This is a genomic window from Cupriavidus sp. USMAA2-4, from assembly GCF_001854305.1.
Taxonomy (GTDB): domain Bacteria; phylum Pseudomonadota; class Gammaproteobacteria; order Burkholderiales; family Burkholderiaceae; genus Cupriavidus; species Cupriavidus malaysiensis.
Map to the genome: position 1 here is coordinate 3,436,565 of NZ_CP017748.1, position 22,913 is coordinate 3,459,477.

20 protein-coding genes are annotated in these 22,913 nt (G+C 63.2%); 19 read left to right on the forward strand and 1 reads right to left on the reverse strand.

The features are described from left to right. Window positions 1-12: 12 nt before the first annotated feature. The 3 genes from BKK79_RS15255 (at window position 13) to BKK79_RS15265 (ending at window position 3,175) form a co-directional block, all read left to right on the forward strand. Window positions 13-984, forward strand: a complete 972-nt coding sequence (locus BKK79_RS15255; protein WP_071014937.1) for an aspartate carbamoyltransferase catalytic subunit — start codon at window positions 13-15, stop codon at window positions 982-984. 73 nt (window positions 985-1,057) lie between these two features. Further along, entirely contained in the window at window positions 1,058-2,332 is a 1,275-nt protein-coding gene (locus BKK79_RS15260; protein ID WP_071037961.1) for a dihydroorotase, read from the forward strand. Window positions 2,333-2,344: 12 nt separating this feature from the next. Then, on the forward strand, window positions 2,345-3,175 hold the full coding sequence (locus tag BKK79_RS15265; protein ID WP_071037962.1) for a lysophospholipid acyltransferase family protein: 831 nt from the start codon (window positions 2,345-2,347) through the stop codon (window positions 3,173-3,175). 49 nt (window positions 3,176-3,224) lie between these two features. On the opposite strand, the gene BKK79_RS15270 is transcribed toward BKK79_RS15265, so the two are convergent. Beyond that, a complete protein-coding gene (locus BKK79_RS15270) occupies window positions 3,225-4,073 on the reverse strand; it encodes a symmetrical bis(5'-nucleosyl)-tetraphosphatase (protein ID WP_071037963.1) in 849 nt (282 codons plus the stop codon). Window positions 4,074-4,310: 237 nt separating this feature from the next. On the opposite strand from BKK79_RS15270, the gene rfbB reads away from it, so the two are divergent. From rfbB to BKK79_RS15345, 16 genes are all read left to right on the forward strand, one after another. Then, window positions 4,311-5,375 (forward strand): dTDP-glucose 4,6-dehydratase, encoded by a 1,065-nt coding sequence (gene rfbB / locus BKK79_RS15275; protein WP_071037964.1) that lies wholly within the window; start codon window positions 4,311-4,313, stop codon window positions 5,373-5,375. Beyond that, the gene (rfbD, locus tag BKK79_RS15280; protein WP_071037965.1) at window positions 5,365-6,282 is read left to right on the forward strand and encodes a dTDP-4-dehydrorhamnose reductase; all 918 of its coding nucleotides are present in this window, start codon (window positions 5,365-5,367) and stop codon (window positions 6,280-6,282) included. The genes rfbB and rfbD overlap by 11 nt, the downstream gene beginning before the upstream one ends. A 10-nt stretch (window positions 6,283-6,292) precedes the next feature. Next, window positions 6,293-7,171: a glucose-1-phosphate thymidylyltransferase RfbA gene (gene rfbA, locus BKK79_RS15285; RefSeq protein WP_071037966.1), complete on the forward strand. Its 879-nt coding sequence runs from the start codon at window positions 6,293-6,295 to the stop codon at window positions 7,169-7,171. A gap of 8 nt (window positions 7,172-7,179) precedes the next feature. Continuing rightward, window positions 7,180-7,734 carry a dTDP-4-dehydrorhamnose 3,5-epimerase gene (gene rfbC, locus BKK79_RS15290; protein WP_071037967.1) on the forward strand — a complete coding sequence of 185 codons (555 nt, stop codon included), beginning with the start codon at window positions 7,180-7,182 and terminating at the stop codon, window positions 7,732-7,734. 73 nt (window positions 7,735-7,807) lie between these two features. Beyond that, window positions 7,808-8,629 (forward strand): ABC transporter permease, encoded by an 822-nt coding sequence (locus BKK79_RS15295; RefSeq protein ID WP_071037968.1) that lies wholly within the window; start codon window positions 7,808-7,810, stop codon window positions 8,627-8,629. Then, on the forward strand, window positions 8,619-9,995 hold the full coding sequence (locus BKK79_RS15300) for an ABC transporter ATP-binding protein (RefSeq protein WP_071037969.1): 1,377 nt from the start codon (window positions 8,619-8,621) through the stop codon (window positions 9,993-9,995). Before BKK79_RS15295 ends, BKK79_RS15300 begins: the two co-directional genes overlap by 11 nt. A gap of 3 nt (window positions 9,996-9,998) precedes the next feature. Next, the gene (locus tag BKK79_RS15305; protein WP_198173283.1) at window positions 9,999-13,394 is read left to right on the forward strand and encodes a methyltransferase domain-containing protein; all 3,396 of its coding nucleotides are present in this window, start codon (window positions 9,999-10,001) and stop codon (window positions 13,392-13,394) included. 8 nt (window positions 13,395-13,402) lie between these two features. Beyond that, a complete protein-coding gene (locus BKK79_RS15310; RefSeq protein ID WP_071037971.1) occupies window positions 13,403-14,440 on the forward strand; it encodes a GHMP family kinase ATP-binding protein in 1,038 nt (345 codons plus the stop codon). Further along, window positions 14,437-15,018 (forward strand): D-sedoheptulose 7-phosphate isomerase, encoded by a 582-nt coding sequence (locus BKK79_RS15315; RefSeq protein ID WP_071037972.1) that lies wholly within the window; start codon window positions 14,437-14,439, stop codon window positions 15,016-15,018. Before BKK79_RS15310 ends, BKK79_RS15315 begins: the two co-directional genes overlap by 4 nt. After that, the gene (locus BKK79_RS15320) at window positions 15,015-15,725 is read left to right on the forward strand and encodes a nucleotidyltransferase family protein (RefSeq protein ID WP_071037973.1); all 711 of its coding nucleotides are present in this window, start codon (window positions 15,015-15,017) and stop codon (window positions 15,723-15,725) included. Before BKK79_RS15315 ends, BKK79_RS15320 begins: the two co-directional genes overlap by 4 nt. After that, a complete protein-coding gene (gene gmhB / locus BKK79_RS15325; protein ID WP_071037974.1) occupies window positions 15,725-16,291 on the forward strand; it encodes a D-glycero-beta-D-manno-heptose 1,7-bisphosphate 7-phosphatase in 567 nt (188 codons plus the stop codon). The genes BKK79_RS15320 and gmhB overlap by 1 nt, the downstream gene beginning before the upstream one ends. Window positions 16,292-16,396: 105 nt before the next feature. Next, a complete protein-coding gene (locus BKK79_RS15330) occupies window positions 16,397-17,158 on the forward strand; it encodes a glycosyltransferase (protein ID WP_071037975.1) in 762 nt (253 codons plus the stop codon). An 8-nt stretch (window positions 17,159-17,166) separates the two neighbouring features. Beyond that, entirely contained in the window at window positions 17,167-18,249 is a 1,083-nt protein-coding gene (locus tag BKK79_RS15335) for an MraY family glycosyltransferase (protein WP_071037976.1), read from the forward strand. A 927-nt stretch (window positions 18,250-19,176) separates the two neighbouring features. Continuing rightward, window positions 19,177-19,560 (forward strand): GtrA family protein, encoded by a 384-nt coding sequence (locus BKK79_RS39035; RefSeq protein WP_084084725.1) that lies wholly within the window; start codon window positions 19,177-19,179, stop codon window positions 19,558-19,560. A gap of 22 nt (window positions 19,561-19,582) precedes the next feature. Continuing rightward, a complete protein-coding gene (locus BKK79_RS15340; RefSeq protein WP_071037977.1) occupies window positions 19,583-20,635 on the forward strand; it encodes a glycosyltransferase family 2 protein in 1,053 nt (350 codons plus the stop codon). A 184-nt stretch (window positions 20,636-20,819) separates the two neighbouring features. Continuing rightward, a complete protein-coding gene (locus tag BKK79_RS15345; RefSeq protein WP_071037978.1) occupies window positions 20,820-22,904 on the forward strand; it encodes a hypothetical protein in 2,085 nt (694 codons plus the stop codon). Window positions 22,905-22,913 lie beyond the last annotated feature (9 nt).

Here is a 22,913-nt window from a genome sequence, read left to right on the forward strand (position 1 = left end):
GTCCGACCCGCCATGACCAAGATGTTCCGCAACCCGCAGCTGACCAAGAACGGTGAACTGAAGCACCTCTTGTCGATCGAGGGGCTGTCGCGCGAGATGATCACCCACATCCTCGACACCGCCAGCCAGTTCGTCTCCCTCTCCGATTCCGACCGTGAGGTCAAGAAGGTGCCGCTGCTGCGGGGCAAGAGCGTGTTCAACCTGTTCTTCGAGAACTCGACGCGCACCCGCACGACCTTCGAGATCGCCGCCAAGCGCCTGTCGGCCGACGTGCTCAACCTGAACATCAACGCTTCGTCGACCAGCAAGGGCGAATCGCTGCTGGACACCATCAACAACCTGTCGGCGATGTCCGCCGACATGTTCGTGGTGCGCCACGCCAGTTCGGGTGCGCCCTACCTGATCGCCGAGCACGTCGCGCCCCACGTGCACGTGATCAACGCGGGCGACGGCCGCCATGCGCACCCGACGCAGGGGCTGCTCGATATGTACACCATCCGTCACTACAAGAAGGACTTCACGCAGCTGACGGTGGCGATCGTGGGCGACATCCTCCATTCGCGCGTGGCCCGCTCCGACATCCACGCGCTGACCACGCTTGGCGTGCCCGAGCTGCGCGCCATCGGCCCGCGCACACTGCTGCCCTCGGGGCTGGAGCAGATGGGCGTGAAGGTCTTCCACGACATGGAGGCAGGCCTCAAGGGCGTCGACGTGGTGATCATGCTGCGGCTGCAGAACGAACGCATGAGCGGCGCGCTGCTGCCCTCGGCGCAGGAGTACTTCAAGGCCTACGGCCTGACCCCGGAACGCCTGGCGCTGGCCAAGCCGGACGCCATCGTGATGCACCCCGGCCCGATGAACCGCGGCGTCGAGATCGATTCCGCCGTGGCCGACGGCCCGCAGTCGGTGATCCTGAACCAGGTCACCTTCGGCATCGCCGTACGCATGGCCGTGATGGGCATCGTGGCGGGCAACAACGACTGAAGCAGCAGCGAGGCCGCGCCGCACAGGGCGCGAGGCGCAAAGCGAACATAGCGAACACAGCAAGCGACGCGATATGAAGATTCACATCAAGGGTGGCCGCCTGATCGACCCGGCCGGCAACATCGATGCCCGCCAGGACCTGTACATCGCCGCCGGCAAGATCGTCGGCGTGGGCGATGCCCCGGCCGATTTCCATGCCAACAAGACCATCGACGCCAGCGGCCTGGTCGTTTGCCCCGGACTGGTCGACCTGTCGGCGCGCCTGCGTGAGCCGGGCTACGAATACAAGGCCACGCTGGAATCCGAGGTGGCCGCCGCCGCCGCGGGCGGCGTCACCAGCCTGGTGTGCCCGCCCGATACCGATCCCGTGCTCGACGAGCCTGGCCTGGTGGAAATGCTCAAGTTCCGCGCCCGCACGCTGAACCAGACCCATGTCTACCCGCTCGGCGCGCTGACCCTGGGCCTGAAGGGCGAAGTGCTGACCGAGATGTCGCAGCTGACCGAGGCCGGCTGCGTCGGCTTCAGCCAGGCCGAGGCACCCATCCACAACACCCAGGTGCTGCTGCGCGCACTGCAATACGCACAGACCTTCGGCTTCACGGTCTGGCTGCGCCCGGAGGACCCCTTCCTGGGCGGCGGCGTGGCGGCCAGCGGGGCGGTCGCCTCGCGCCTGGGCCTGTCGGGCGTGTCGGTGTTCGCGGAAACGGTGCGCCTGCACACCATCTTCGAACTGCTGCGCGCCACCGGCGCCCGCGTGCACCTTTGCCGCCTGTCCACCGCGGCGGGCCTGGAACTGGTACGCCAGGCCAAGCGCGAAGGCCTGCGCGTGAGCTGCGACGTCAATATCCACCACGTCTCGCTGACCGATGTGGACATCGGCTACTTCAACGCGCAGATGCGTTTCACGCCGCCGCTGCGCAGCGCGCGCGACCGCGACGCCATCGTCGCCGCCCTGGCCGACGGCACCATCGACGCGCTGTGCTCGGACCACACCCCGGTGGACGACGACGAGAAGCTGCTGCCCTTCGCCGAGGCAACGCCGGGCGCCACCGGCCTCGAACTGCTGCTGCCGCTGACGCTGCGCTGGGCGCGCGAGCACAAGGTGCCGCTGGCGCAGGCGCTGGCCCGCATCACCAGCGAGCCGGCGCGCGCGGTCGGCCTGCCGGCCGGCACGCTGGCCGTCGGTGCCGCCGCCGACGTGTGCCTGTTCGATCCCGAGCAGGCCTGGAAGGTGGAGCGACGCTCGCTCAAGAGCCAGGGCAAGAACTCGCCGTGGCTGGGCTACGAGATGCAGGGCAAGGTGCGCACGACGCTGGTCGGCGGCCACATCGTGCACGACGCGCACTGACGGGCGACGATCATGGTCTGGCTGCGCAAGCTGGGACTGGTGCTGCACCTGGTGCGGGGGGCACTGACCTGCGCGCTGCTGTTCCCCTGGTTGGGGCCGGCCGCGCGCCAATGGCACATCCGGCGCTGGTCGCGGCGCCTGCTGCGCCTGTGCGGCATCACGGTCGAGCTGCAGGGCGAGCCGCCTGCGACCGGCGCGGGCCATGGCGCGATGGTGGTGTGCAACCATATCTCGTGGCTGGACATCTACGTGATCAATTGCTGGCAGCCGGTGCGCTTCGTCGCCAAGTCGGAGATCCGCAGCTGGCCGCTGATCGGCTGGCTGTGCCAGCAGACCGGTACCATCTTCATCGAGCGCGGGCGCAAGCGCGACGCACATCGCGTGCTGCACGACATCACCGGGGTGATGCGGCAGGGCGACCTGGTGTGCGTGTTCCCCGAAGGCACCACCAGCGACGGCAGCAGCGTGCTGCCTTTCCACGCCAACCTGATGCAGGCCCCGCTCTCGGCCGGCTTGCCGGTGCAGCCCCTGGGGCTGGCTTATCTCGATGCCGCCACGCGGCAGCCGACCCTGGCGCCGGCCTATATCGGCGACCTCAGCCTGCTGCAGTGCCTGAACGCGGTGTTGTCCGCGCCCCCCATCGTCGCGCGCCTGTCGTTCGCCCCGGCCCTGCATGCCGCCTCGGCCAGCCGGCGCGAGCTCGGTGAAGCCGCGCGCGAGGTGGTCATGCACCTGACCCAGGGCGCGCACGAGCAGGCCCATGGCGTGGCCGCACGGGTCAATGGCATGGCTGCGGCGGGCACCACGCCCGACGGCGAGGCCGTGCCGGCGCCAGCGCGCTGAAGCGGACTGCGAGGGCCCGCCGCTCCGCCCGGCGCCACCGTGCCGGGACTTACGCCAGCGGGTCGCAGTAAGGCCGGCAGTCCACCTGCACGAGGTCGCGTGCCGACGGGTCGTGCGCCAGGCGCACGGCGCTGAGCCGGCCTCCCCAGACGCAGCCGGTGTCCAGCGCCAGCAGGTTCGGCCGCATCACCAGTCCCAGTGTCGACCAGTGGCCGCAGACGACGGTCACATCGCTGCTGCGCCGCCCTGGCACCTCGAACCAGGGCATGAAGCCCTGCGGCGCACCGTCGGCGCCTTCCTTGGTCTTGAAGTCCATCACGCCCTCCGCGCTGCAGAAGCGCAGGCGTGTCAAGGCGTTGACCACCACCCGCTGCCGTTCGATGCCGCGCAGGCCGTCCTGCCAGCGATCCGCCGTGTTGCCGAACACGTTGGCGAGGAAATCCTGCCAGCCCGGGCCCTGCAGCTGCTTCTCGACCTCGCGGGCCAGTTCCAGCACCTGCGTGGCCGTCCACTGGGGCAGCACGCCCGCATGCACCAGCAGGAAGCCATCCTCTTCCAGGGCGAGCGGCTGATGGCGCAGCCAGTCCAGCAGGGCGTCGCGGTCGGGCGCCGCCAGGATGTCATCCAGGGTGTCACTGCGTCCCTTCTTGCGCACGCCGGCGGCGACCGCCAACAGGTGGATATCGTGGTTGCCGAGCACAGTGCGGGCGCGCGCGCCGAAGCCCTGGATGGCCCTTAGGGTCTGCAGGGAGGCGGGGCCGCGGTTGACGAGGTCGCCGACGAAGCGCAGGGGAGCATCCTCCGGAAGTCGGTTGAGCAGCACATTGAGGGAAGGCAGGCATCCCTGGAGGTCGCCGATGGCGAAAGGGCGGCCGGTTGGGGTGGGCGAGGCGGGCATCGAGAAAGGCCAGAATAGAGCGGGTTATTGTTTGGATGTAGCGACAATAAGTCAGTGTTGCGTTACAACATGGTACAAAAAGTTAGGGGGGTACAGCAGGAGGGGACTGCCTGTCAGATAGAATACCGCCACTTCCAAGCACAAACGGATCCCCGCCAACCCACAATGGAATATGGCGGACGCCCGGCTTTGGCCGGGTTCTCGAACATATATATCGATAGGCAGGGAGCAAAAGAGTTGTCCTATATCTTCGTAACGGGCGGGGCGGGGTTCATCGGTGCGAACTTCGTGCTCGGCTGGCTGCGTGACACAGGCGCGGATGCCGTCGTCAACATCGACAAGCTGACCTACGCAGGCAACCGCAAGACGCTCGCCTCGCTGGAAGGCGACGCACGCCATGTGTTCTCGCAGACCGATATCTGCGATCGCGAGGCGATCGACCGCCTGTTTGCTGCCTACCGTCCGCGCGCGGTCGTGCATTTCGCCGCCGAGAGCCATGTGGACCGCTCCATCCATGGCCCGGCCGAGTTCATCCAGACCAATATCGTCGGCACCTTCACGCTGCTGGAGGCCACGCGCGCCTACTGGGGCGCGCTCGACGCCGATGCCAAGGCGGCCTTCCGCTTCCTGCATGTCTCCACCGACGAGGTGTTCGGCTCGCTGAGCCCTACCGACCCGCAGTTCTCGGAGACCACGGCTTACGCGCCCAACAGCCCGTACTCGGCCTCCAAGGCGGCCTCAGACCATCTGGTGCGCGCCTACCACCACACCTACGGGCTGCCGGTGCTGACCACCAACTGCTCGAACAACTACGGCCCGTACCACTTCCCCGAGAAGCTGATCCCGCTGATGATCGCCAACGCGCTCGCGGGCAAGCCCCTGCCGGTGTACGGCGACGGGCTCAACGTGCGCGACTGGCTCTATGTGGGCGACCACTGCGCGGCCATCCGCGAAGTGCTGGCACGCGGCCGCCTGGGCGAGACCTACAACGTCGGCGGCTGGAACGAGAAGACCAACCTCGACGTGGTGCACACCCTGTGCGACCTGCTGGACGAGCTCAAGCCGCGCGCGGCCGGCTCCTACCGGGATCAGATCACCTTCGTCAAGGACCGCCCGGGCCATGACCGGCGCTACGCCATCGACGCCCGCAAGCTCGAGCGCGAACTGGGCTGGAAGCCGGCCGAGACCTTCGAGACCGGCCTGCGCAAGACCGTGCAGTGGTATCTGGACAACCAGGCCTGGGTGCAGGATGTGATGTCGGGGGAATACCGCAACTGGGTAGCCAAGCAATATGCAGTTTAAGGCTTCCCGCATCCCCACACTCCTTGTCACCGGTTGTAACGGCCAGGTCGGATTCGAGCTGCGCCGCAGCCTCGCGCCGCTGGGCCGGGTGGTCGCACTGGACCGCTCCGGCTGCGACCTGTCGCGTCCGGACGAGATCCGCCGCCGCGTGCGCGAACTGCGGCCGGACGTGATCGTCAACCCGGCGGCCTACACGGCGGTGGACAAGGCCGAAGCCGACGCCGAGACGGCCTTCGCCATCAATGCGACCGCGGCCGGCGTGCTGGCCGAGGAAGCCAAGGTGCTCGGCAGCCTGCTGGTGCACTACTCGACCGACTACGTCTTCGACGGCCGCAAGGAAGGCCCCTACGTCGAGACCGATGCGGTAGCGCCGCAGTCCGTCTACGGCAAGAGCAAGCTGGCCGGTGAACTGGCCGTCGCGGCGACCGGCGCGGCGGCGCTGGTGCTGCGCACCTGCTGGGTGGCCGGCGCGCATGGCGGCAACTTCGCCAAGACCATGCTCAAGCTGGCGCGCGAGCGCGACAGCCTGCGCGTGATCGCCGACCAGTTCGGCGCGCCCACCACGGCCGCATTGATTGCCGACGTGACCGCGCAGATCATCGCGCGGCACTGGCTGTTCGGCGAGCGCGCAGAGTTTGCCGGCGGCATCTACCACCTGGCCGCGGCCGGAGAGACGAGCTGGCATGGCTACGCCAGCGAGGTGGTCCGCTATGCCGCCGCCAAGGGCGTCGAACTCAAGGTGGACCCGGCGGCCATCGAGGCGATCCCGGCGACCGCCTACCCGCTGCCGGCGCCGCGCCCGTCCAACTCGCGGCTGGATACGGGCAAGCTGCGCGAGACCTTCGGCATCTATCTTCCGGATTGGCAGCAGGGTGTCCATCTCCTGCTCGATCAGATCCTTACCTGACCAGAACACCATGCGCAAAGGCATTATCCTGGCCGGTGGCTCCGGCACCCGGCTTTACCCCATCACGCGGTCTGTCTCCAAGCAACTGCTGCCGGTGTACGACAAGCCGATGATCTACTATCCGCTGTCCACGCTGATGCTGGCAGGGATCCGTGACATCCTGGTGATTTCCACGCCGGAAGACACGCCGCGCTTTGCGGACATGCTGGGCGATGGCAGCAAGTGGGGCATCAACCTGCAGTACGCGGTGCAGCCCAGTCCCGACGGGCTGGCGCAGGCCTTCATCATCGGCCGTGACTTCATCGGCAACGATCCGTCCACGCTGATCCTGGGCGATAACATCTTCCATGGGCATGACCTGGTGCGCCAGCTGGAGAGTGCCGCCGGCCAGCAGGCAGGCGCCACCGTGTTCGCCTATCACGTGCACGATCCGGAGCGCTATGGCGTGGTGGAGTTCGACGAGGGTTTCCGTGCGCTTTCGCTTGAAGAAAAGCCGCAGAAGCCGCGTTCGAACTACGCGGTTACCGGACTTTACTTCTATGATCGACAGGTTTGTGACATTGCTGCCGATATCAAGCCGTCAGCCCGCGGCGAGCTCGAGATCACCGATGTCAATAAGCACTACCTGGCGCTGGGGCAACTCGACGTGGAGATCATGGGCCGTGGCTATGCCTGGCTGGACACCGGCACGCACGACTCGCTGCTGGAGGCGGCCAGCTTCATCGCCACGCTGCAGAACCGCCAGGGGCTGATGGTGGCTTGCCCGGAGGAGATCGCGTACCGCAGCAAATGGATCAGCGCCGAGCAGGTGGCGGCGCTGGCGGCGCCGCTGGCGAAGAACGGATATGGGAAGTATCTGCAGCGCATAGTCTCGGAAACGATCAAGTAAGCCACGTCATGAACCTGAAAGCCATCGCCACCGCGATACCCGAGGTGCTGGTCCTCGAGCCGAGAGTATTCGGCGACGACCGCGGTTTTTTTTTCGAGAGTTTCAATTCCAAGGCGTTTGAAGCCGCTACCGGCCTCAAGCGCGAATTCGTCCAGGACAATCATTCTCGTTCCGTGCGCAACGTATTGCGTGGCCTGCATTATCAGATCCAGCATCCGCAAGGAAAGCTGGTGCGCGTGGTCGCCGGCGAGGTTTTCGATGTGGCCGTCGACCTGCGCAAGAGCTCGCCTACCTTCGGCAAATGGGTCGGCGCGATGCTGTCGGCCGAGAACAAACGGCAGCTGTGGGTGCCGGAGGGTTTCGCCCATGGTTTCGTGGTGACCTCGGAATCGGCAGAGTTCCTGTACAAGACCACTGACTATTGGTACCCGGAGCATGAGCGCAGCCTGGCCTGGAACGATCCCGCGCTGGGGATCCAATGGCCGCTGGCTGGCGGCGAGCCCGTGCTTGCGGCCAAGGACGCGGCCGGAAAGCGCCTGCCCGATGCCGAGGTATTCGCATGATCCTGCCATCCCGAGCACGTGGCGCCGGTGACTGCCGCCAGGTCCCGATGACGAGCCGGCGGGGGCACCGCTCATGAAGGAGAAACCCAGCCTGCACCCGCTGATCGTGGTGCAGTCCGTTGTGGCGAACCGCAGCATCATCACCCAGTTCGTCAAGCGCGAGGTCGCCGGCCGTTACAAGGGATCGTTCCTGGGACTGCTGTGGACCTTCATCAATCCGCTGCTGATGCTGCTGATCTACACCTTCGTCTTCGGCGTGGTGTTCAAGTCGCGCTGGCGCCCGACTTCGACCGATCACCTGGAGTTCGCCGTGGTCATGTTCGCCGGGGTGCTGGTGCACGGCCTGATCGCCGAGTGCCTGCAGCGCGCGCCGACCCTGGTGGTGAACAACCCGAACTTCGTCAAGAAGGTGGTATTTCCGCTTGAGACATTGCCCTGGATTGCCATCGGCTCGGCACTGTTCCATACGCTGGTGGCATCGGTGATCCTGATCGGCGCGATCTTCATCTGGCAGGGCCACCTGCCGCTGACCGCGCTACTGGTGCCGGTGGTGCTGCTGCCCTTCGTGATCCTGATTGCCGGCCTGGTGTGGCTGCTCGCTTCGCTTGGCGTTTACCTGCGCGATCTCGGGCAGGTGATGGGCATCGTCACGTCGCTGCTGATGTTCATGGCACCGGTGTTCTATCCGCTGCAATCGGTGCCGGAGCGGTTGCGCCCGCTCTTGTACCTGAATCCGATCACCTTCATCGTCGAGCAGATCCGCAACGCCGCGATCTGGGGAAACGGCATCGACTGGCTGGGCTGGCTGCTCTACCTGGCCGTCGGCTACTGCGTGGCATGGGGCGGACTGGCCTGGTTCCAGAAGACGCGCAAGGGGTTCTCCGATGTCCTCTAAGTCCGTGATTCGCGTCGACAAGCTGGGCAAGCGCTACGAGATCTACGCGCAGCCCAAGGACCGCCTCAAACAGATGGTCGTGCCGCGCCTCAAGCGCATGGTCGGCATGCATCCGCCGGAGTATTTCCGTGAATTCTGGGCTCTGCGCGGCGTCAGCTTCGACGTCCAGCAGGGCGAGACCGTTGCGATCATCGGCCAGAACGGCTCGGGCAAATCGACCCTGCTACAACTGGTGTGCGGCACGCTTTTCCCAACCTCGGGCGAGGTCAGCGTCAGCGGCCGCATCGCCGCGCTGCTCGAACTGGGGGCCGGCTTCAACCCGGAGTTCACCGGTGAGGAGAATGTTTACCTGAGCGGGCTGCTATATGGCATCGAGCAGGACGAACTCGCCAAGCGCTTCGATTCCATCGTTGCTTTCGCCGAGATCGGTGACTTTATCAACCAGCCGGTGAAAACCTATTCCAGTGGCATGTATGTGCGGCTGGCATTTGCCATCGCCGCGCACGTCGATGCCGATGTGCTGGTGGTGGACGAAGCGCTCTCGGTGGGGGACGTGCGCTTTACGCAGAAGTGCATGCGTTTCCTGCGGGAGTTCCAGAAGACCGGCACGCTGCTGTTCGTCAGTCATGACGTGGGGGCGGTGACCAGCCTGTGTTCGCGCGCGATTTGGCTCGACCATGGCGAGCTGAAGATGGACGGCAACGCCAAGGAAACCGTCGAGGCATACCTGGCGGAGCAGCATGCGCTGGACCGCGGTGCGCTTGGCGTGTCCGTCAAGGTCGGAGCCGCCAAGCAGAGGAAGCCACGCAAGAAGACCGAGCTCGATGTGGTGGACGCCCGCTGGGAGAAGCTCCGCGCGCAAGGGGGCGGCACGCAGATCGAAGTATTCGAGTTTGATCCCGAGCAGGCTGACAGCGAGTTCGGCGCACGCGGTGCGTCCATCGTCGATGCCGTGCTGGTGGACGAGCATGGCGAGCAACTGAAGCTGGTCCACGGCGGCGAGCTGGTCGAGCTGCGCATCACTGCCGAGCTCCATGCCGCGCTGGATGGCCTCATTTTCGGCTTCTACCTGAAGGACCGGCTGGGCCAGCGTCTGTTCGGCGACAACACCTTCCTGGCCACGCTCGAAGACGCCCTGTCAGGTGAGGCCGGCAAGCGTTATCGCGCGTCCTTCCTCTTCCGTATGCCGACCTTGCCGGTCGGTGCCTATTCCGTGGATGCAGCCGTCGCTTCGGGCACGCAGCAAGACCATACACAGCAGCATTGGGTGCACGACGCTCTGACCCTGCGCGCGGTGGACAGCTCCATGCGGCATGGACTGGTCGGTATCCCGATGCTCGACATCGCAATTTCTGAGGAAGAATAGTCAGTGCTTAACTTTACCGGCGAACGATTCGTTCCCACCGAAGAAGGGGCGATCCGCTACGAGCATATGCACCGCTACAGCTGGTCGCTGGATATAGCTGCCGGCAAGGACGTGCTCGACATCGCCTGCGGCGAGGGATATGGATCCGCCCTCATGGCGACCCGCGCGAAGTCGGTTGTTGGCGTGGACATTTCCGATGAGGCGGTCGCGCACGCGCGCGAACGCTACCAGCAGCACCAGAACCTGCGTTTCGTGGCGGGCAGCGCCACGGCGATTCCCCTGCCCGATGCCAGTGTGGATGTGGTGGTGTCGTTCGAGACGATCGAGCATCTGCTCGGGCACGAGGAGATGATCAAGGAGGTCCGCCGGGTGCTTCGTCCCGACGGCGTGCTGGTCATGTCTTCACCGAACAAGAAGGTCTATTCCGACGACCGCGATTACCACAACGAGTATCACGTCAAGGAACTCTACTTCGACGAGTTCGATGCCTTGCTGCGCTCGTGTTTTGCCAAGGTCAGCTACTATGGCCAGCGGCTTGCCACCAGCTCGGTGCTGCTGCCGCTGGATGGGAGCCAGGCAGCGTACCAGGCGCTGACGATGCGCGGCGACGTGGTCAAGGCAACCACGGTGTCGGCCGACGATATGATGTACTTCGTCGCCATCTGCTCCGCCGCGGAGGTGGAGTTGCCGGCAGGCCCGGCTTCGGTGTTCTTCGAGGAGGGCGTGGATCTCTACGCCGAGCGGGAGGAGGTCGCCAGGTGGGCGGGGCGCCTCAGCGAGGAGGAAGCCTCGGTGCGCAAGCGCCTTGGCGAGCTGCAGGCCGAGTTCGACGAGCGCACGGCTTGGGCGTTGTCGCTCGACCAGCAAGTTTCGTCGCTTCGGGCCAAGTATGAGAATACGGGCCTGCGGCGGTTGCAAAAGCGGTTCCGCCGCCGTGCGGCGGCGGCCGGCCCGAGTGTGTCTGACTCCGCTCCAGCTCCCGCCATGCCGGCTCCGCAATCGGGCGGCCTGTCGTGGCCGGTGGAGGCGTTGGATGCGGCGGCCTATTTCAAGCACGAGCTCGAGCTGGCGCGTCTGGAGCACGACCGGCTGCTCGGCAAGATCGCGGCCGGAGAGACCGAACTGAAAGCCATGCGCCGCTCGCTTTCCTGGCGGATGACGGGTCCGCTGCGGTTTGCTTCGCGGCTCGCGCGGGGCGACTTCCCCGCAGTGCTCGACAACCTGCGTTCCTCGCTGATCCGGATCGGTCGCGAGGTCTACCAGCGCGCTCCGCTGTCCAAGAAGTGGAAGGATCGTAGCGTCGGTGTTGCCTACCGCGTCGCCGGCCCGTTATTCAAGGGCATGGTCCACTATGAGGTGTGGCGGCGCCATCGCGCCGGCATGGCGCTGACTCCGGTCGGGCTGGGTCCGGTCGCGGCCGGTGATGTCGACGAGGTGCTCGCCAGCCTGAAGCTGGAAGAGGTGGCGGAGCCGGTGGTGTCGGTGATCATCCCGACCTACGGCAATATCAGCCACACCCTATCGTGCGTGCGCTCCATCTGCGCGCATATGCCGAGCGTGCCGATCGAGGTCATCGTTGCCGAAGACGTTTCCGGCGACCAGGAAATCCTGCGCATGCAGGAAATCCCCGGCCTGCGCTTCGTGATGAACGAGGTGAATCTCGGCTTTATCCGCTCGTGCAACCATGCCGCAAGCCTGGCGCGCGGAAAATACCTGTATTTCCTGAACAACGACACAGAGGTGACGCCGGGATGGCTCGACACCATGCTGGCGCTGTTCGACAAGGAGCCGGACTGCGGCATGGTCGGCTCCAAGCTGGTGTATCCGGACGGCCGCTTGCAGGAAGCCGGAGGCATCCTGTGGCGTGATGGTTCCGCCTGGAATTTCGGTCGCCTCGACGAGCCGACCCGCAGTGTCTACAACTACGTCAAGGACACCGATTACTGCTCTGGCGCATCGCTGCTGATCCCGACGGCATTGTTCCGCGAACTGAACGGCTTCGACGAATGGTATGTTCCCGCCTATTGTGAAGACTCGGATCTGGCGTTCCGCGTGCGAGCGGCCGGCAAGCGTGTACTCTACCAACCGAGGTCGGTGATCGTCCACTATGAAGGCATTTCGCATGGCACCGATACCGGTGGCGGCATCAAGGCCTACCAGGTGGAGAACCAGAAGAAGTTCCACGAGCGCTGGCGCGAGGTGCTGAACCGCGAGCATTTCGACAACGGCACCAACGTGTTCCATGCCCACGAACGCTCGGCCGGTAAGAAGACCATCCTGGTCATTGACCACTATGTGCCGCAGCCGGATCGCGATGCCGGGTCCCGTTCGATGTGGTGTTTTCTGCGTGTGCTACAAGGCATGGGCCTGAACGTGAAGTTCTGGCCTCAGAATCTCTGGTACGACCCCGACTATGTCTCGGCCCTGCAGCAGGCAGGCATTGAAGTGTTCTATGGCGGGGAGTTCCAGAACGACTTCGGTGGCTGGATCGCGGAGCATGGCTCGCTGCTCGACTATGTGCTGCTGAGCCGGCCTTCCGTCGCCAAGGAGTTTTTGTCTGCGGTGCGCGCCTGCAGCCGTGCCAAGGTCCTGTTCTACGGCCATGACCTGCACTATGCGCGCCTGCTGAATGAAGCAGAACTGACGGGCTCGGAGGCTGCTCGCAGGGAGGCTGCCGCCATGCGCGAGCTGGAGCTGACGCTGTGGAAGAGCGTGGACGTGGTTTACTATCCGTCGCCCACCGAGACCCAGACGGTGCTGGAAGCCTTGCCGGGGGCAAAGGCGCACACGGTACCGCCATATTTCTTTGACGCGGCGCCGGCCGGCCTGTCCGAGCTGTCGCCGCAAGGGCGCAGCGGCATCCTGTTCGTCGCGGGATTCGGCCATCCGCCCAATGTCGATGCGGCGAAATGGCTGGTGCACGACATCATGCCGCTGATCAGGGCAAGCATGCCGGGTGTCCATCTCTGGCTGGTCGGTTCCAACCCGACCGCGGAAGTCCAGCGACTGGCCGCGGATGACATCACCGTAACGGGATACGTGACCGACGAGCAATTGCTGGAGTACTACCGCATCGCGCGCGTTGCGATCGTTCCGCTGCGTTTCGGCGCAGGCGTGAAGAGCAAGGTTGTGGAAGCGATGAACTATGGCTTGCCGCTGGTGACGACGCCCGTGGGTGCGCAGGGCCTGGATGGCCTGACGGACGCCGTGCCCGTTTCCGACGATCCTTGCAAGGTGGCCATGGAGGTCGTGGCATTGCTTGGAAACGACGATCGCTGGCGTGACGTCGCGGAGAAGGGCAGCGCCTACATCTCCGGTCGTTTTTCCGCGCAGGCGATGGAGGATGTCTTCCGGCTCGACATCGACCCGGGCCCCGCTGTACACAATCCTGCAAGATGAGCTCAACGATGTCGCAATTCTCTCTCGTCCGCGCTCGCGCACCGCTCCGTCTCGGCCTTGCTGGCGGCGGCACTGACGTTTCTCCTTACTCCGACGATTTCGGCGGCCTGGTGCTGAATGTCACCATTGATAAGTTCGCCTATGCGACCATCGCGCCGCGCGACGATGGCCGGGTCGAACTGATAGCGGCCGACAGCAAGCGTAGGTGGACCGGCCAGTGCTCTCCGGTACTCCAGCGCGTCGACGGGCTCGACCTGCACGTCGGCGTCTACAACCGCATCGTCAAGGACTTCAACCAGGGGCAGCCGATTCCCGTGTCCATCACGACACACTCGGAAGCGCCCCCGGGGTCCGGCCTCGGCTCCTCGTCGACCATGGTGGTTGCCCTGGTCCATGCATTCTGTGAATTGCTGTCCCTGCCGCTGGGCGAGTACGAGATCGCGCACCTGGCCTACCAGATCGAGCGCGTGGATCTCGACATGGCCGGCGGTAAGCAGGACCAGTACGCGGCGGCCTTCGGCGGTCTGAACTTCATGGAGTTCTACGGTGACCGGGTCATCGTGAACCCGCTGCGCATAAAGGCCAATATCAAGGCTGAGCTGGAGTCGTCGCTGGTGCTGTTCTACACCGGCGTCTCCCGCGAGTCGGCGAAGATCATTGCCCAGCAGACCGCGCATGTGAAGAGCGGCGAGCAGAAATCGCTGAACGCGCTGCATGCGGTAAAAGAAGAGGCTGTGCGCATGAAGGAGGCGATCCTGAAGGCGGACTTCGATGGGTTCGCGGACTCGATGCGCACTGGTTGGGCGTCGAAGAAGAAGATGGCGGACAGTATCAGCAATGCCTTCATCGACGAAATCTACGATGCGGCGATAGCCGCTGGTGCGCTGGCCGGCAAGGTCTCCGGTGCCGGCGGCGGCGGCTTCATGATGTTCTTCGTCGATCCGGCCCGAAGACCGGACGTGATGCGAACCCTGGCAGAATTCAGTGGGCAGGTCTTCACCTGCAACTTCACTGAAAGCGGTGCTCAATCCTGGAGGATGGCGTGAGAGCATTCATTGAGCAGGAAATCGATAAGACGATCAGCACTTTTGCCAGGATCCGGGCGGATGAGGAGCTGATTTCGCGCGCCGAGCAATGCGCACTACAGATCTGCGAGGCGCTCAAGCGAGGCAACAAGGTGCTGCTGGCCGGCAACGGTGGCAGCGCCGCCGATGCCCAGCATATTGCCGGCGAGTTCGTCAGCCGTTTCAACTATGACCGGCCCGGCCTGTGCGCGTTCGCGCTGACCGTGGACTCCTCGGTGATGACCGCGATCGGCAACGACTACGGCTACGAGAAGCTGTTTGCCCGCCAGGTTCAGGCCGTCGGTGCCAAGGGGGACGTCTTTTGGGCCTACTCGACGTCCGGCAAGTCACCCAATGTGCTGCTGGCCATGGAGGAGGCGCGCAAGGCCGGCTTGCTGGTGATCGGCTTCACCGGTCAGAATGGCTGGGCCCGGCCCGAGTTGTGCGATCTCTCGATCGAGATTCCGGCCGCCGCGACGCCGAAGATCCAGGAGGGGCACCTGCTGCTGGGCCATATCATCTGCGGTCTTGTCGAAGCCGCTATCTTCCCACGTTTATGAAGCCTGCCATCATCCTTGCCGGTGGACTCGGCACCCGTCTGCGTCCCGTGGTGGGCGACCTGCCCAAGCCGATGGCCGATGTCGCCGGCAAGCCGTTCCTGTGGTGGCTGCTGAAGCAACTCGAAAACCAGGGGCTGCGCGACGTCTATCTCTCCGTCGGATACCGGCACGAGCAGGTTCGCGCAGGCATGGGTGAGCGCTTCGGCGACATGCGGCTGCACTACATCATCGAGGACGAACCGCTCGGCACGGGAGGGGCGATCCGGAAGGCGATTTCCGGCATTCCCGGTGAGGACGTGCTGGTGTTCAATGGCGACACGCTGGCGGTCGTCGACCTGGCCGCCTTCGTCGCGGACGCGGAAGCGAGGGGGACGGATGTCGCACTGGCAGCAGCCAGCGTGCCGGATGCTACCCGCTACGGCACCGTGGAAATTGACGAGGACAGGCGCATTCGCGCCTTCATCGAGAAAGGCCGCGAGGGCCCGGGTCTGATCAACGCGGGCGTCTACCACCTGCGCAAGGCAGCCTTGGCCGATCGGGCCGACCTGCCGCAGCGCTTCTCGTTCGAGCAGGATTTCCTCGGCCGCTTCATCGATGAGATATACCTCGGTGCCTTCCCCGGTGTCAGGGATTTCATCGATATTGGCGTACCCGATGACTATGCGGCGGCCCAGACCAAGGTGCCTGCGCTGATTGCGGAGATGTGATGGGCGTACCGGCTTTGTTTCTGGACCGGGACGGAGTCATCAATGTGGACACGGGCTACGTGCACCGCCCGCAAGACTGTGTGTTCGTCAGTGGTATCTTCGAGCTGGTTCGGCGCGCCAATGCGGCCGGCATGCTGGTGTTCGTGGTAACGAACCAGGCCGGGATCGCGCGTGGCTACTACGACGAGGAACAGTACCAGGCGTTCACGGGCTGGATGCTGCAGCGTTTCGCGGAGCAGGGCGCCAGGATCGAGCGGGTTTACCACTGCCCGCATCACCCGACCGCCGGACTCGGCGACTATCTGCGGGTCTGTGATTGCCGCAAGCCCGCTGCGGGCATGCTGTTGGCTGCGCGTGATGCCTACGGGCTGGAGATGGGCAATTCGGCGATGGTCGGCGACACGGCGACGGACATGCAGGCCGCTGCTGCTGCCGGGATAGGCCAGCGCTGGTTTTTTCGCCACGCCGGCGGTACTGCTGCGCCGGGGGAGGCTGAGGTAAGCTGCACGGTTGTCAGCGCCCTGGAGGAGATCGATCCGGCCATCGCGCTGGCTCGGCGGCCCTGAGTCTCCAAGCGAAACACACTGGTGCGCGAGCGTCTCTCGCCGCCAACCGACGGGAAGTCGCGCAGCGCGCAAGGGTGCCCGCTGCGCTTGTGCGCGTATTACGGAATGCAGATCACTTTCTCCATCGTCAGCCACGGCCAGTCGGCACTGCTGCCTCCGTTGCTGGAGCAGTTGCAAGTGCTCTCGGCAACGGTGTCGCTGCGGGTCATCGTCACTGAGAACATCCCGGACAGCCGGCCCGGACTGCCCGACTGCCCGAGTTGCCCGATCCAGTGGAAGGTGAACGAGCAGCCGAAAGGATTCGGCGCCAACCATAATGCTGCGTTCCGCGAATGCACGACGCCTTTGTTCATGGTGCTGAATCCCGACGTGCGCTTCCCTCCGGATGCGGGACTCGAAGCCCTGATGGCACAGGTCGCGGCCCACCCTGGCGTGGCGGGCCCGCGCGTGCTGTCGCCGGATGGACGGGTAGAGGACAGCGCGCGGCGCGTTCCCGGGCTGCTGCGCCTGGTGTTGCGCCGCCTGCGCGGGGTTTCCGAGCCCGACTACGCGGTCGGCACGCCGGTGCAGCAGGTAGACTGGATCGCCGGCATGTGCATGTTGTTCGATAGCCCGAGCTTCGCGGCCGTGTCCGGCTTCGATGAGCGCTACCACCTCTATTGCGAGGATATCGACGTCTGCCTGCGCTTGCATCGCCTGGGGCGCAGCGTCGCATGGGTACAATCTGCCCGCGTGATTCACGATGCGCAGAGGCAGAGCCATCGCGACCTCCGCTATCTCCATTGGCATGTCAAAAGCCTGGTTCGGCTGATGACATCGGCAAGCTATTGGAGTTTCCGTCTTTTTCCCACGAGCAGGTATTCGTAGAGCGCGCAATGTTCGATTTCTTCTGGGTGCCGCTGATGGTGGCGCTGGTCAGCGCCGTGGCGACGCTGAGCCTGCGGCCGCTGGCTCTGCGAGGCGGCTTGCTTGACCGGCCGGGTGGCCGCAAGCGGCACTATGGCGATGTGCCTCTGGTGGGGGGCATTGCAATCACTTTTGCGGTCTGGGTGGGTGCCATCGTCTTTATGCGGGAACAGGGGCACTACATCGCCTTGCTGGGCGGCCTGACCGTGCTGGCGATGGTCGGCGTGGTCGACGATCTGAAGGGCATGACGCCATTGACCAAGCTCGGATTCCAGATCTTCGCCGCCATCCTGATGACGTCGTGGGGGGGCGTGTTCCTGATGTCCCTGGGCGATCTGATGGGCAAGCGTGAGATCGAGCTGGCTAACTGGGGGATCCCGCTGACCCTGTTCGCCGTCGTTGCCGTCATTAATGCCATGAATATGATGGATGGCCTTGACGGCCTGGCGGGCGGTCTGGCATTTATCATTTTCGCGTGGTTTGGCTATCTTGCGGGCGAAATCGGCAGTAACTCCGCGCAGCGGCTATGCGTGGTGCTGTGCGGTGCGCTGCTGGGCTTCCTCTTGTTCAATATGCCGAACCCGCTGCGTGGTCGGAAGCGTGTTTTTCTTGGCGATGCTGGCAGTCTGATGCTGGGCTTCGGCATTGTCTGGTTTGCGGTCGAGTTGTCGCAGCCCGTCTACAATGCAGGCCGTCATGTCCCGCCGGTGTTGATGCTGTGGATCGCTGGATTCCTACTGATCGATCTGCTGGCAGTGGTGACACGGCGTATGGTTTCAGGTCGCAATCCGTTGTCGGCCGATCGCACGCATTTGCACCATGTACTGATTCGCATGGATTTGCCGCCGGTGCTGGTCGTGTGGATCATTCTTGCCAGCAATGCGTTGCTCGGACTCATCGGTGTGGTCGCATGGAAGGCGGGTGTTCCCGATAATTGGCTGTTCCTTGGTTTTCTGGTGGTGGCGGTGATTCATATGATGATCATGCACAATGCCGCGCGATTCCTGCGGCGTGGTCGCAGGCTAGTGGCGCAGCGCCGGCGCACTGATTAGGAGGGATCGTGGTCAGGGGATGCAATTTCGTTTGTGTGTGCGCTACGCAGGAAGCCGGCGCCATCCTCTTGGCAGCGATTTGCGCTGCAGGGCACTAGCTAAGGTGGTCAGGGCAGCGTCGACGCGCGCGATTTTGTCGAATTTGCATTGATCTCCGCGGGTAGCGGTCAGTGTCAAAATCAAGCTGATGCGCACGCAACTTGAAAGAGTTGGGTTATGCGGGTCTGATGGTGGCAGTGAGTGCTGTAGGCGGAGTACTCAATCGATAACCTATTTTTGACGGGCTTCCCGGATGAGTGCCCGTGGATCTCGGTGCTGCATCGGGGTATGTGATGGGAGGGCTGTAGTCATCCTGTCCCGTGGCGCCCCCCACGATAGCTCTGCATTGCCGATCAGCATGTGCATTGGCTGCACAGCAATAAAGGAATGCCAATATTCTTTCTGTTGCTTCCCGTTTCTGATCTGATCATCGTCTGGATTCAACTCAATAGCATTACCCAATCGTATAACGGTTGGGTCCTTCGGGTCCCGAGCGGAATGCTCATGAGGAAACGATGGTCCAGGAGCCGAAAGGGTAGCGTTGCCGAAGTGCTGCCCTTGGCGCTTGAGAGCACCTAATTCCCAATTAGGCCCCGGTCGCTTCCGAACCTTGTCCTCGGGTGAGCCGCGCATTGCCTGCTAGACCGGCTCGATGTTGGATTCGACGCATGTCAAGGGCCAGCGGGACATCAGATACGCTAGAATCACGGGTTGCCCAATAGGGCGATGCGCCGCTTCTTCCGATGCGTTTTTCCCGTATCCACAAGATTTCGGCCGATGTAGCCCTGGAAGCTCAACATCGATTGTGATGTAGGCGCCTCTGACTGGGTTGTGGGGTGAGTTGTGTAGTGCGGCACCGGATACAGGGAGTCGCCGTGGAGAGGCGAGATGAGCTTGATAAGACAGGGTGCTTCGTATGGAGTCATCGGAGGCATTCAGTTAGGAGTGGACTGGCTCTGCTTCTTTTTGTTGACCTCGTCCGGTATAGGTGCGGTGAAGGCCAATATTGCTGGCAGAATACTTGGGGCATTGCTGGGTTTTTGGTTGAATGGCAGAAATACTTTCTCTGCCCAAATCGAGAGCGAGCTTGGGTTTAGGCATTTTTTTAGATATGTTGTGCTGTGGTTGGGTACTGCGCTGATCAGTACCTTGATTATTGCCTCGGTAGATTTGATGCGGGGGATTCAGCTGGCCTGGCTGGTAAAGCCGGTTGCCGATGGATTGCTGGCTGCGGCAGGTTTCTTAGTATCCAGGTATTGGATTTATCGCTGAATAAATTTAAGAGATTCGCGGCATGATTGACAGAAATTTTAATATCGCTGGCGATGAATCTGGTATAGCCGTCGTCATTCCTTGCTTCAAGGTGAAGAGGTTCATCTTGTCCGTCATCGAGCGTATCGATGGTCTGGTGTCGGCTATCTATGTTGTCGACGACGCCTGCCCAGAGGGGTCCGGCGACTACGTGAGGGAGCATTGCACCGATCCGCGTGTGATCGTTGTCAAGCATGAGAAGAACAAGGGTGTTGGCGGTGCCGTGATGACCGGCTATCGCGCAGCGATTGCGGACGGTGCTAAGGTAATCGTCAAGATCGATGGTGACGGCCAGATGGATCCGTCGCTGTTGCGCGAATTTGTTATGCCGATCCTAGGCGGCGAGGCCGACTACACCAAGGGTAACCGCTTTTACGATCTATCCAATATCAGCCGCATGCCGGCGGTGCGGTTGTTCGGCAACGCAGGTTTGTCGTTCCTGGCCAAGCTCTCGACGGGATACTGGAACATCTTTGACCCGACCAATGGCTATACTGCGATTCACGCTGACGTGGCAGCGAAACTGCCGTTCGACAAGATTAGCGAGCGCTATTTCTTCGAGACCGATATCCTGTTTCGTCTTTGCACCTACCGTGCCGTGGTGGTAGACGTCCCGATGGATGCTGTATACGGGGAGGAGGTCAGCAACCTGAAGATCTCGCGCATCCTGGGTGAATTCCTTCGCAAGCATCTGAGAAATTTCGGGAAACGCCTCTTCTACAATTATTTTCTGCGAGATGTTTCGCTGGCGTCGCTGGAACTGGTATTCGGGGTGCTGATCTTCTGCTTTGGCCTGATATTCGGTGCCTACCATTGGCAACACTCGACGTCGACGGGCATCGCAACGCCGATGGGCACCTTGATGATCGTTGCCCTGTCGCTGTTGTTCGGTCTGCAACTGTTGCTGGCGTTCGTCGGATATGACATTGCCAGCGTACCCAGGCGGCCCATTCATCGCTTGTTCACGATACGCAGGGCGCTGCGCAAGCGATCTGGGCAAGCGGCTGACGTGGCCAACATGTCGATCGGCGAGTAGCCCAAGTCTGCATTCTCGATCCCGTTTGAATCGACAGGTCCTTGCTGCTCAGGGCCGATCGTCCTGGCAATGACGATCAACCCATAGCGAGCGAGGGCGTCGCTGGCGTGCAAGTATTGCGGCATGCTGCCGTGCCGCGCCCAGTCTGGCCTGACTGGGGCGCTATCCATTTGACTTCCTTGACATGACTTCAATCGCCCGCTATCTGCCAGCCAGGTTTCTGCTTTGGTTGGGGCCGGTCCTGATCGTGGCAGGATTTGCCACGACCACCGTGAGAACGGAATGGCAGGGCAATCGCATTGTGGAATTCCTTGCAATTGCCGGCACTTTGCTGGCAATTGCAGCGGTTCTGACCAAGGTGAAGCGCTGCTCGGCTAGCACGGCGCTGGCCGGGATTGCCGTCGTCCTGCTGTGCACGCATGCTGGCTTTGGTCCGGCAGCTGCCATGATGCTGTTCGGTGGTGCGGCGCTGGGTGTCGGTTCTGCGCTGGTGCCGACCATGGGGCGGAGGCGCTGGGCGCTTGCCTTGCTCATCGGCATGGTCGTATTGGGCGGAGCCGCAGGTTGGCTCCTGCCCTTCCCGATCCACAAGCCACTGATCTATGTGGCCGCAATGCTGTCAATCTGCCTACTGCGATACCGCGTGATCGCCCGCGCTGTGCGCGATTCCCTGGCCGGCTGGCAACTTGCGGTTCGCGATGCGCCCCATGCGTCATTTTTTGCTGTCGTCGTGCTTTGTATCTCGTCAACCAGCCTTTGGCTGCCGACCGTGCAATATGACGATATGGTGCTGCATCTGTCCTTGACGGACCAGTTGCGTCAACTCGGCTACTACAGAATGGACGCCGCCACTCAGGTCTGGGCAATGACCCCCTGGGTGGCCGACATTGTCCAGGCAATGGTGGCCGTGGTAGCCACTCAGGAGGCCCGTGGCCTGGTCAATGCGGTTTGGTTTGTCTTGGCAGCGTACTTTCTGTGGGATATCAGCCGGAGCCTGGGCCTTTCCAGCCGATTGCGCTGGCTCTCGGTCGCTGCCTTTGCCAGCCAGCCACTGATCTTGCCTCTGCTGGGCAGCATGCAAGCAGAGACGTCCCTCACCGCGGCCAGTGCTGCGGCCGTTGCGGCGGTACTGTATCTCAAGCAGGGAACGGGACGCCATCGTTCGATCGTCGCAGTTGTCCTCCTGTGCGCCACCCTGATGGCGTTCAAAGCGACACAGGTGCTGCTTGTTGGTCCGCTGGTCGTCTGGACGCTTTGGGGGCGGCAGCTTGGGCGCGATCTGGCGGTCGTTGCCAGGTGGTTTCCGCTGGTGCTGCTGATTGCGGGTTCAAGCTATTTCTATGGTGCGCTGATTACAGGGAATCCCGTTCTCCCGGTATTCAATGACGTCTTCCGTTCCCCGTACTATGACCTCGCCCGATTCAACGATATGCGTTGGCATACGGCGATGGGCTTGTCTACGCCGTGGGATCTTGCGTTCCATAGCAAGCGTTACATGGAGGCCTATGATGGTGCCGCGGGTTTCCTATTTCTGGGCCTGCTTGGCGGCGCAGTATTGGCCGCATGGTCGCGCAAGGTGTTGCCGGCACTTCTGGTGGTAGCGATCAGCCTGCTTGCGACTTTCGCGAGCATCCAGTACTTGCGATATATCTTTCCCGCACTCACTCTCCTGGTGCCACTGTCGCTTGCCGGTTTTCGGTGCTGGGGGATTCGCGACAGGGAGTTGGTTGCCGTTGTCGGCGCGATGGTCTTGCTCAATCTATCCTTCTTGCCCAGTGGCTCCTATCACTATCGCGAGCGCATCATCTGGGACACGTTCCGGCTGAATAGCGGAACCAGACAAATTGAACAGAACTTTGCACCGGAGAAGGTGCTGGCAGACTACCTGCTCGAGCAGGGCGGGCCCGAGGCGAGCGTCATTCTGACTGATCGTGAGCGTCCCTATATTGCCCCATTTGCAGGGCGGGCATTCACCACTGCATGGTATGACCCTTCGATGCTGGCGGCTTCCCGCAAGGCGGATGAGGATGTCAGTGGCGTGCTATGGGAGCGTTTGGTGCGTGCGACGGGCGTGAGTCATGTCGTCACCGGGCCCGGTTCGAGCAGGGCAGTGCTGGCGGCAGTCGATAGCATGCATGCGGTGCCGGTTGTGAGCCTTCGCGAAGTGACCCTGTGGGCGATTCCCGGTCGCGGGCCAGATGCGGTGCCGACTTTGCTCAATGTGCGTGGTGCCGCGCGCCATCAGATCTGGCCGTTTCGGGGGCAATAGGAGCGCGCC

What these genes read in the sequence shown, in the direction of transcription:
- BKK79_RS15330 (WP_071037975.1), top strand. Translation starts at nt 16,397, where the DNA reads ATGCAGATCACTTTCTCCATCGTCAGCCACGGCCAGTCGGCACTGCTG.
- BKK79_RS15340 (WP_071037977.1), top strand. Translation starts at nt 19,583, where the DNA reads ATGATTGACAGAAATTTTAATATCGCTGGCGATGAATCTGGTATAGCC.
- BKK79_RS15295 (WP_071037968.1), top strand. Translation starts at nt 7,808, where the DNA reads ATGAAGGAGAAACCCAGCCTGCACCCGCTGATCGTGGTGCAGTCCGTT.
- rfbD (WP_071037965.1), top strand. Translation starts at nt 5,365, where the DNA reads ATGCAGTTTAAGGCTTCCCGCATCCCCACACTCCTTGTCACCGGTTGT.
- BKK79_RS15320 (WP_071037973.1), top strand. Translation starts at nt 15,015, where the DNA reads ATGAAGCCTGCCATCATCCTTGCCGGTGGACTCGGCACCCGTCTGCGT.
- BKK79_RS15335 (WP_071037976.1), top strand. Translation starts at nt 17,167, where the DNA reads ATGTTCGATTTCTTCTGGGTGCCGCTGATGGTGGCGCTGGTCAGCGCC.
- BKK79_RS15310 (WP_071037971.1), top strand. Translation starts at nt 13,403, where the DNA reads ATGTCGCAATTCTCTCTCGTCCGCGCTCGCGCACCGCTCCGTCTCGGC.
- gmhB (WP_071037974.1), top strand. Translation starts at nt 15,725, where the DNA reads ATGGGCGTACCGGCTTTGTTTCTGGACCGGGACGGAGTCATCAATGTG.
- BKK79_RS15345 (WP_071037978.1), top strand. Translation starts at nt 20,820, where the DNA reads ATGACTTCAATCGCCCGCTATCTGCCAGCCAGGTTTCTGCTTTGGTTG.
- rfbA (WP_071037966.1), top strand. Translation starts at nt 6,293, where the DNA reads ATGCGCAAAGGCATTATCCTGGCCGGTGGCTCCGGCACCCGGCTTTAC.
- BKK79_RS15270 (WP_071037963.1), bottom strand. Translation starts at nt 4,073, where the DNA reads ATGCCCGCCTCGCCCACCCCAACCGGCCGCCCTTTCGCCATCGGCGAC.
- BKK79_RS15265 (WP_071037962.1), top strand. Translation starts at nt 2,345, where the DNA reads ATGGTCTGGCTGCGCAAGCTGGGACTGGTGCTGCACCTGGTGCGGGGG.
- rfbC (WP_071037967.1), top strand. Translation starts at nt 7,180, where the DNA reads ATGAACCTGAAAGCCATCGCCACCGCGATACCCGAGGTGCTGGTCCTC.
- BKK79_RS15255 (WP_071014937.1), top strand. Translation starts at nt 13, where the DNA reads ATGACCAAGATGTTCCGCAACCCGCAGCTGACCAAGAACGGTGAACTG.
- BKK79_RS15260 (WP_071037961.1), top strand. Translation starts at nt 1,058, where the DNA reads ATGAAGATTCACATCAAGGGTGGCCGCCTGATCGACCCGGCCGGCAAC.
- BKK79_RS15300 (WP_071037969.1), top strand. Translation starts at nt 8,619, where the DNA reads ATGTCCTCTAAGTCCGTGATTCGCGTCGACAAGCTGGGCAAGCGCTAC.
- BKK79_RS39035 (WP_084084725.1), top strand. Translation starts at nt 19,177, where the DNA reads ATGAGCTTGATAAGACAGGGTGCTTCGTATGGAGTCATCGGAGGCATT.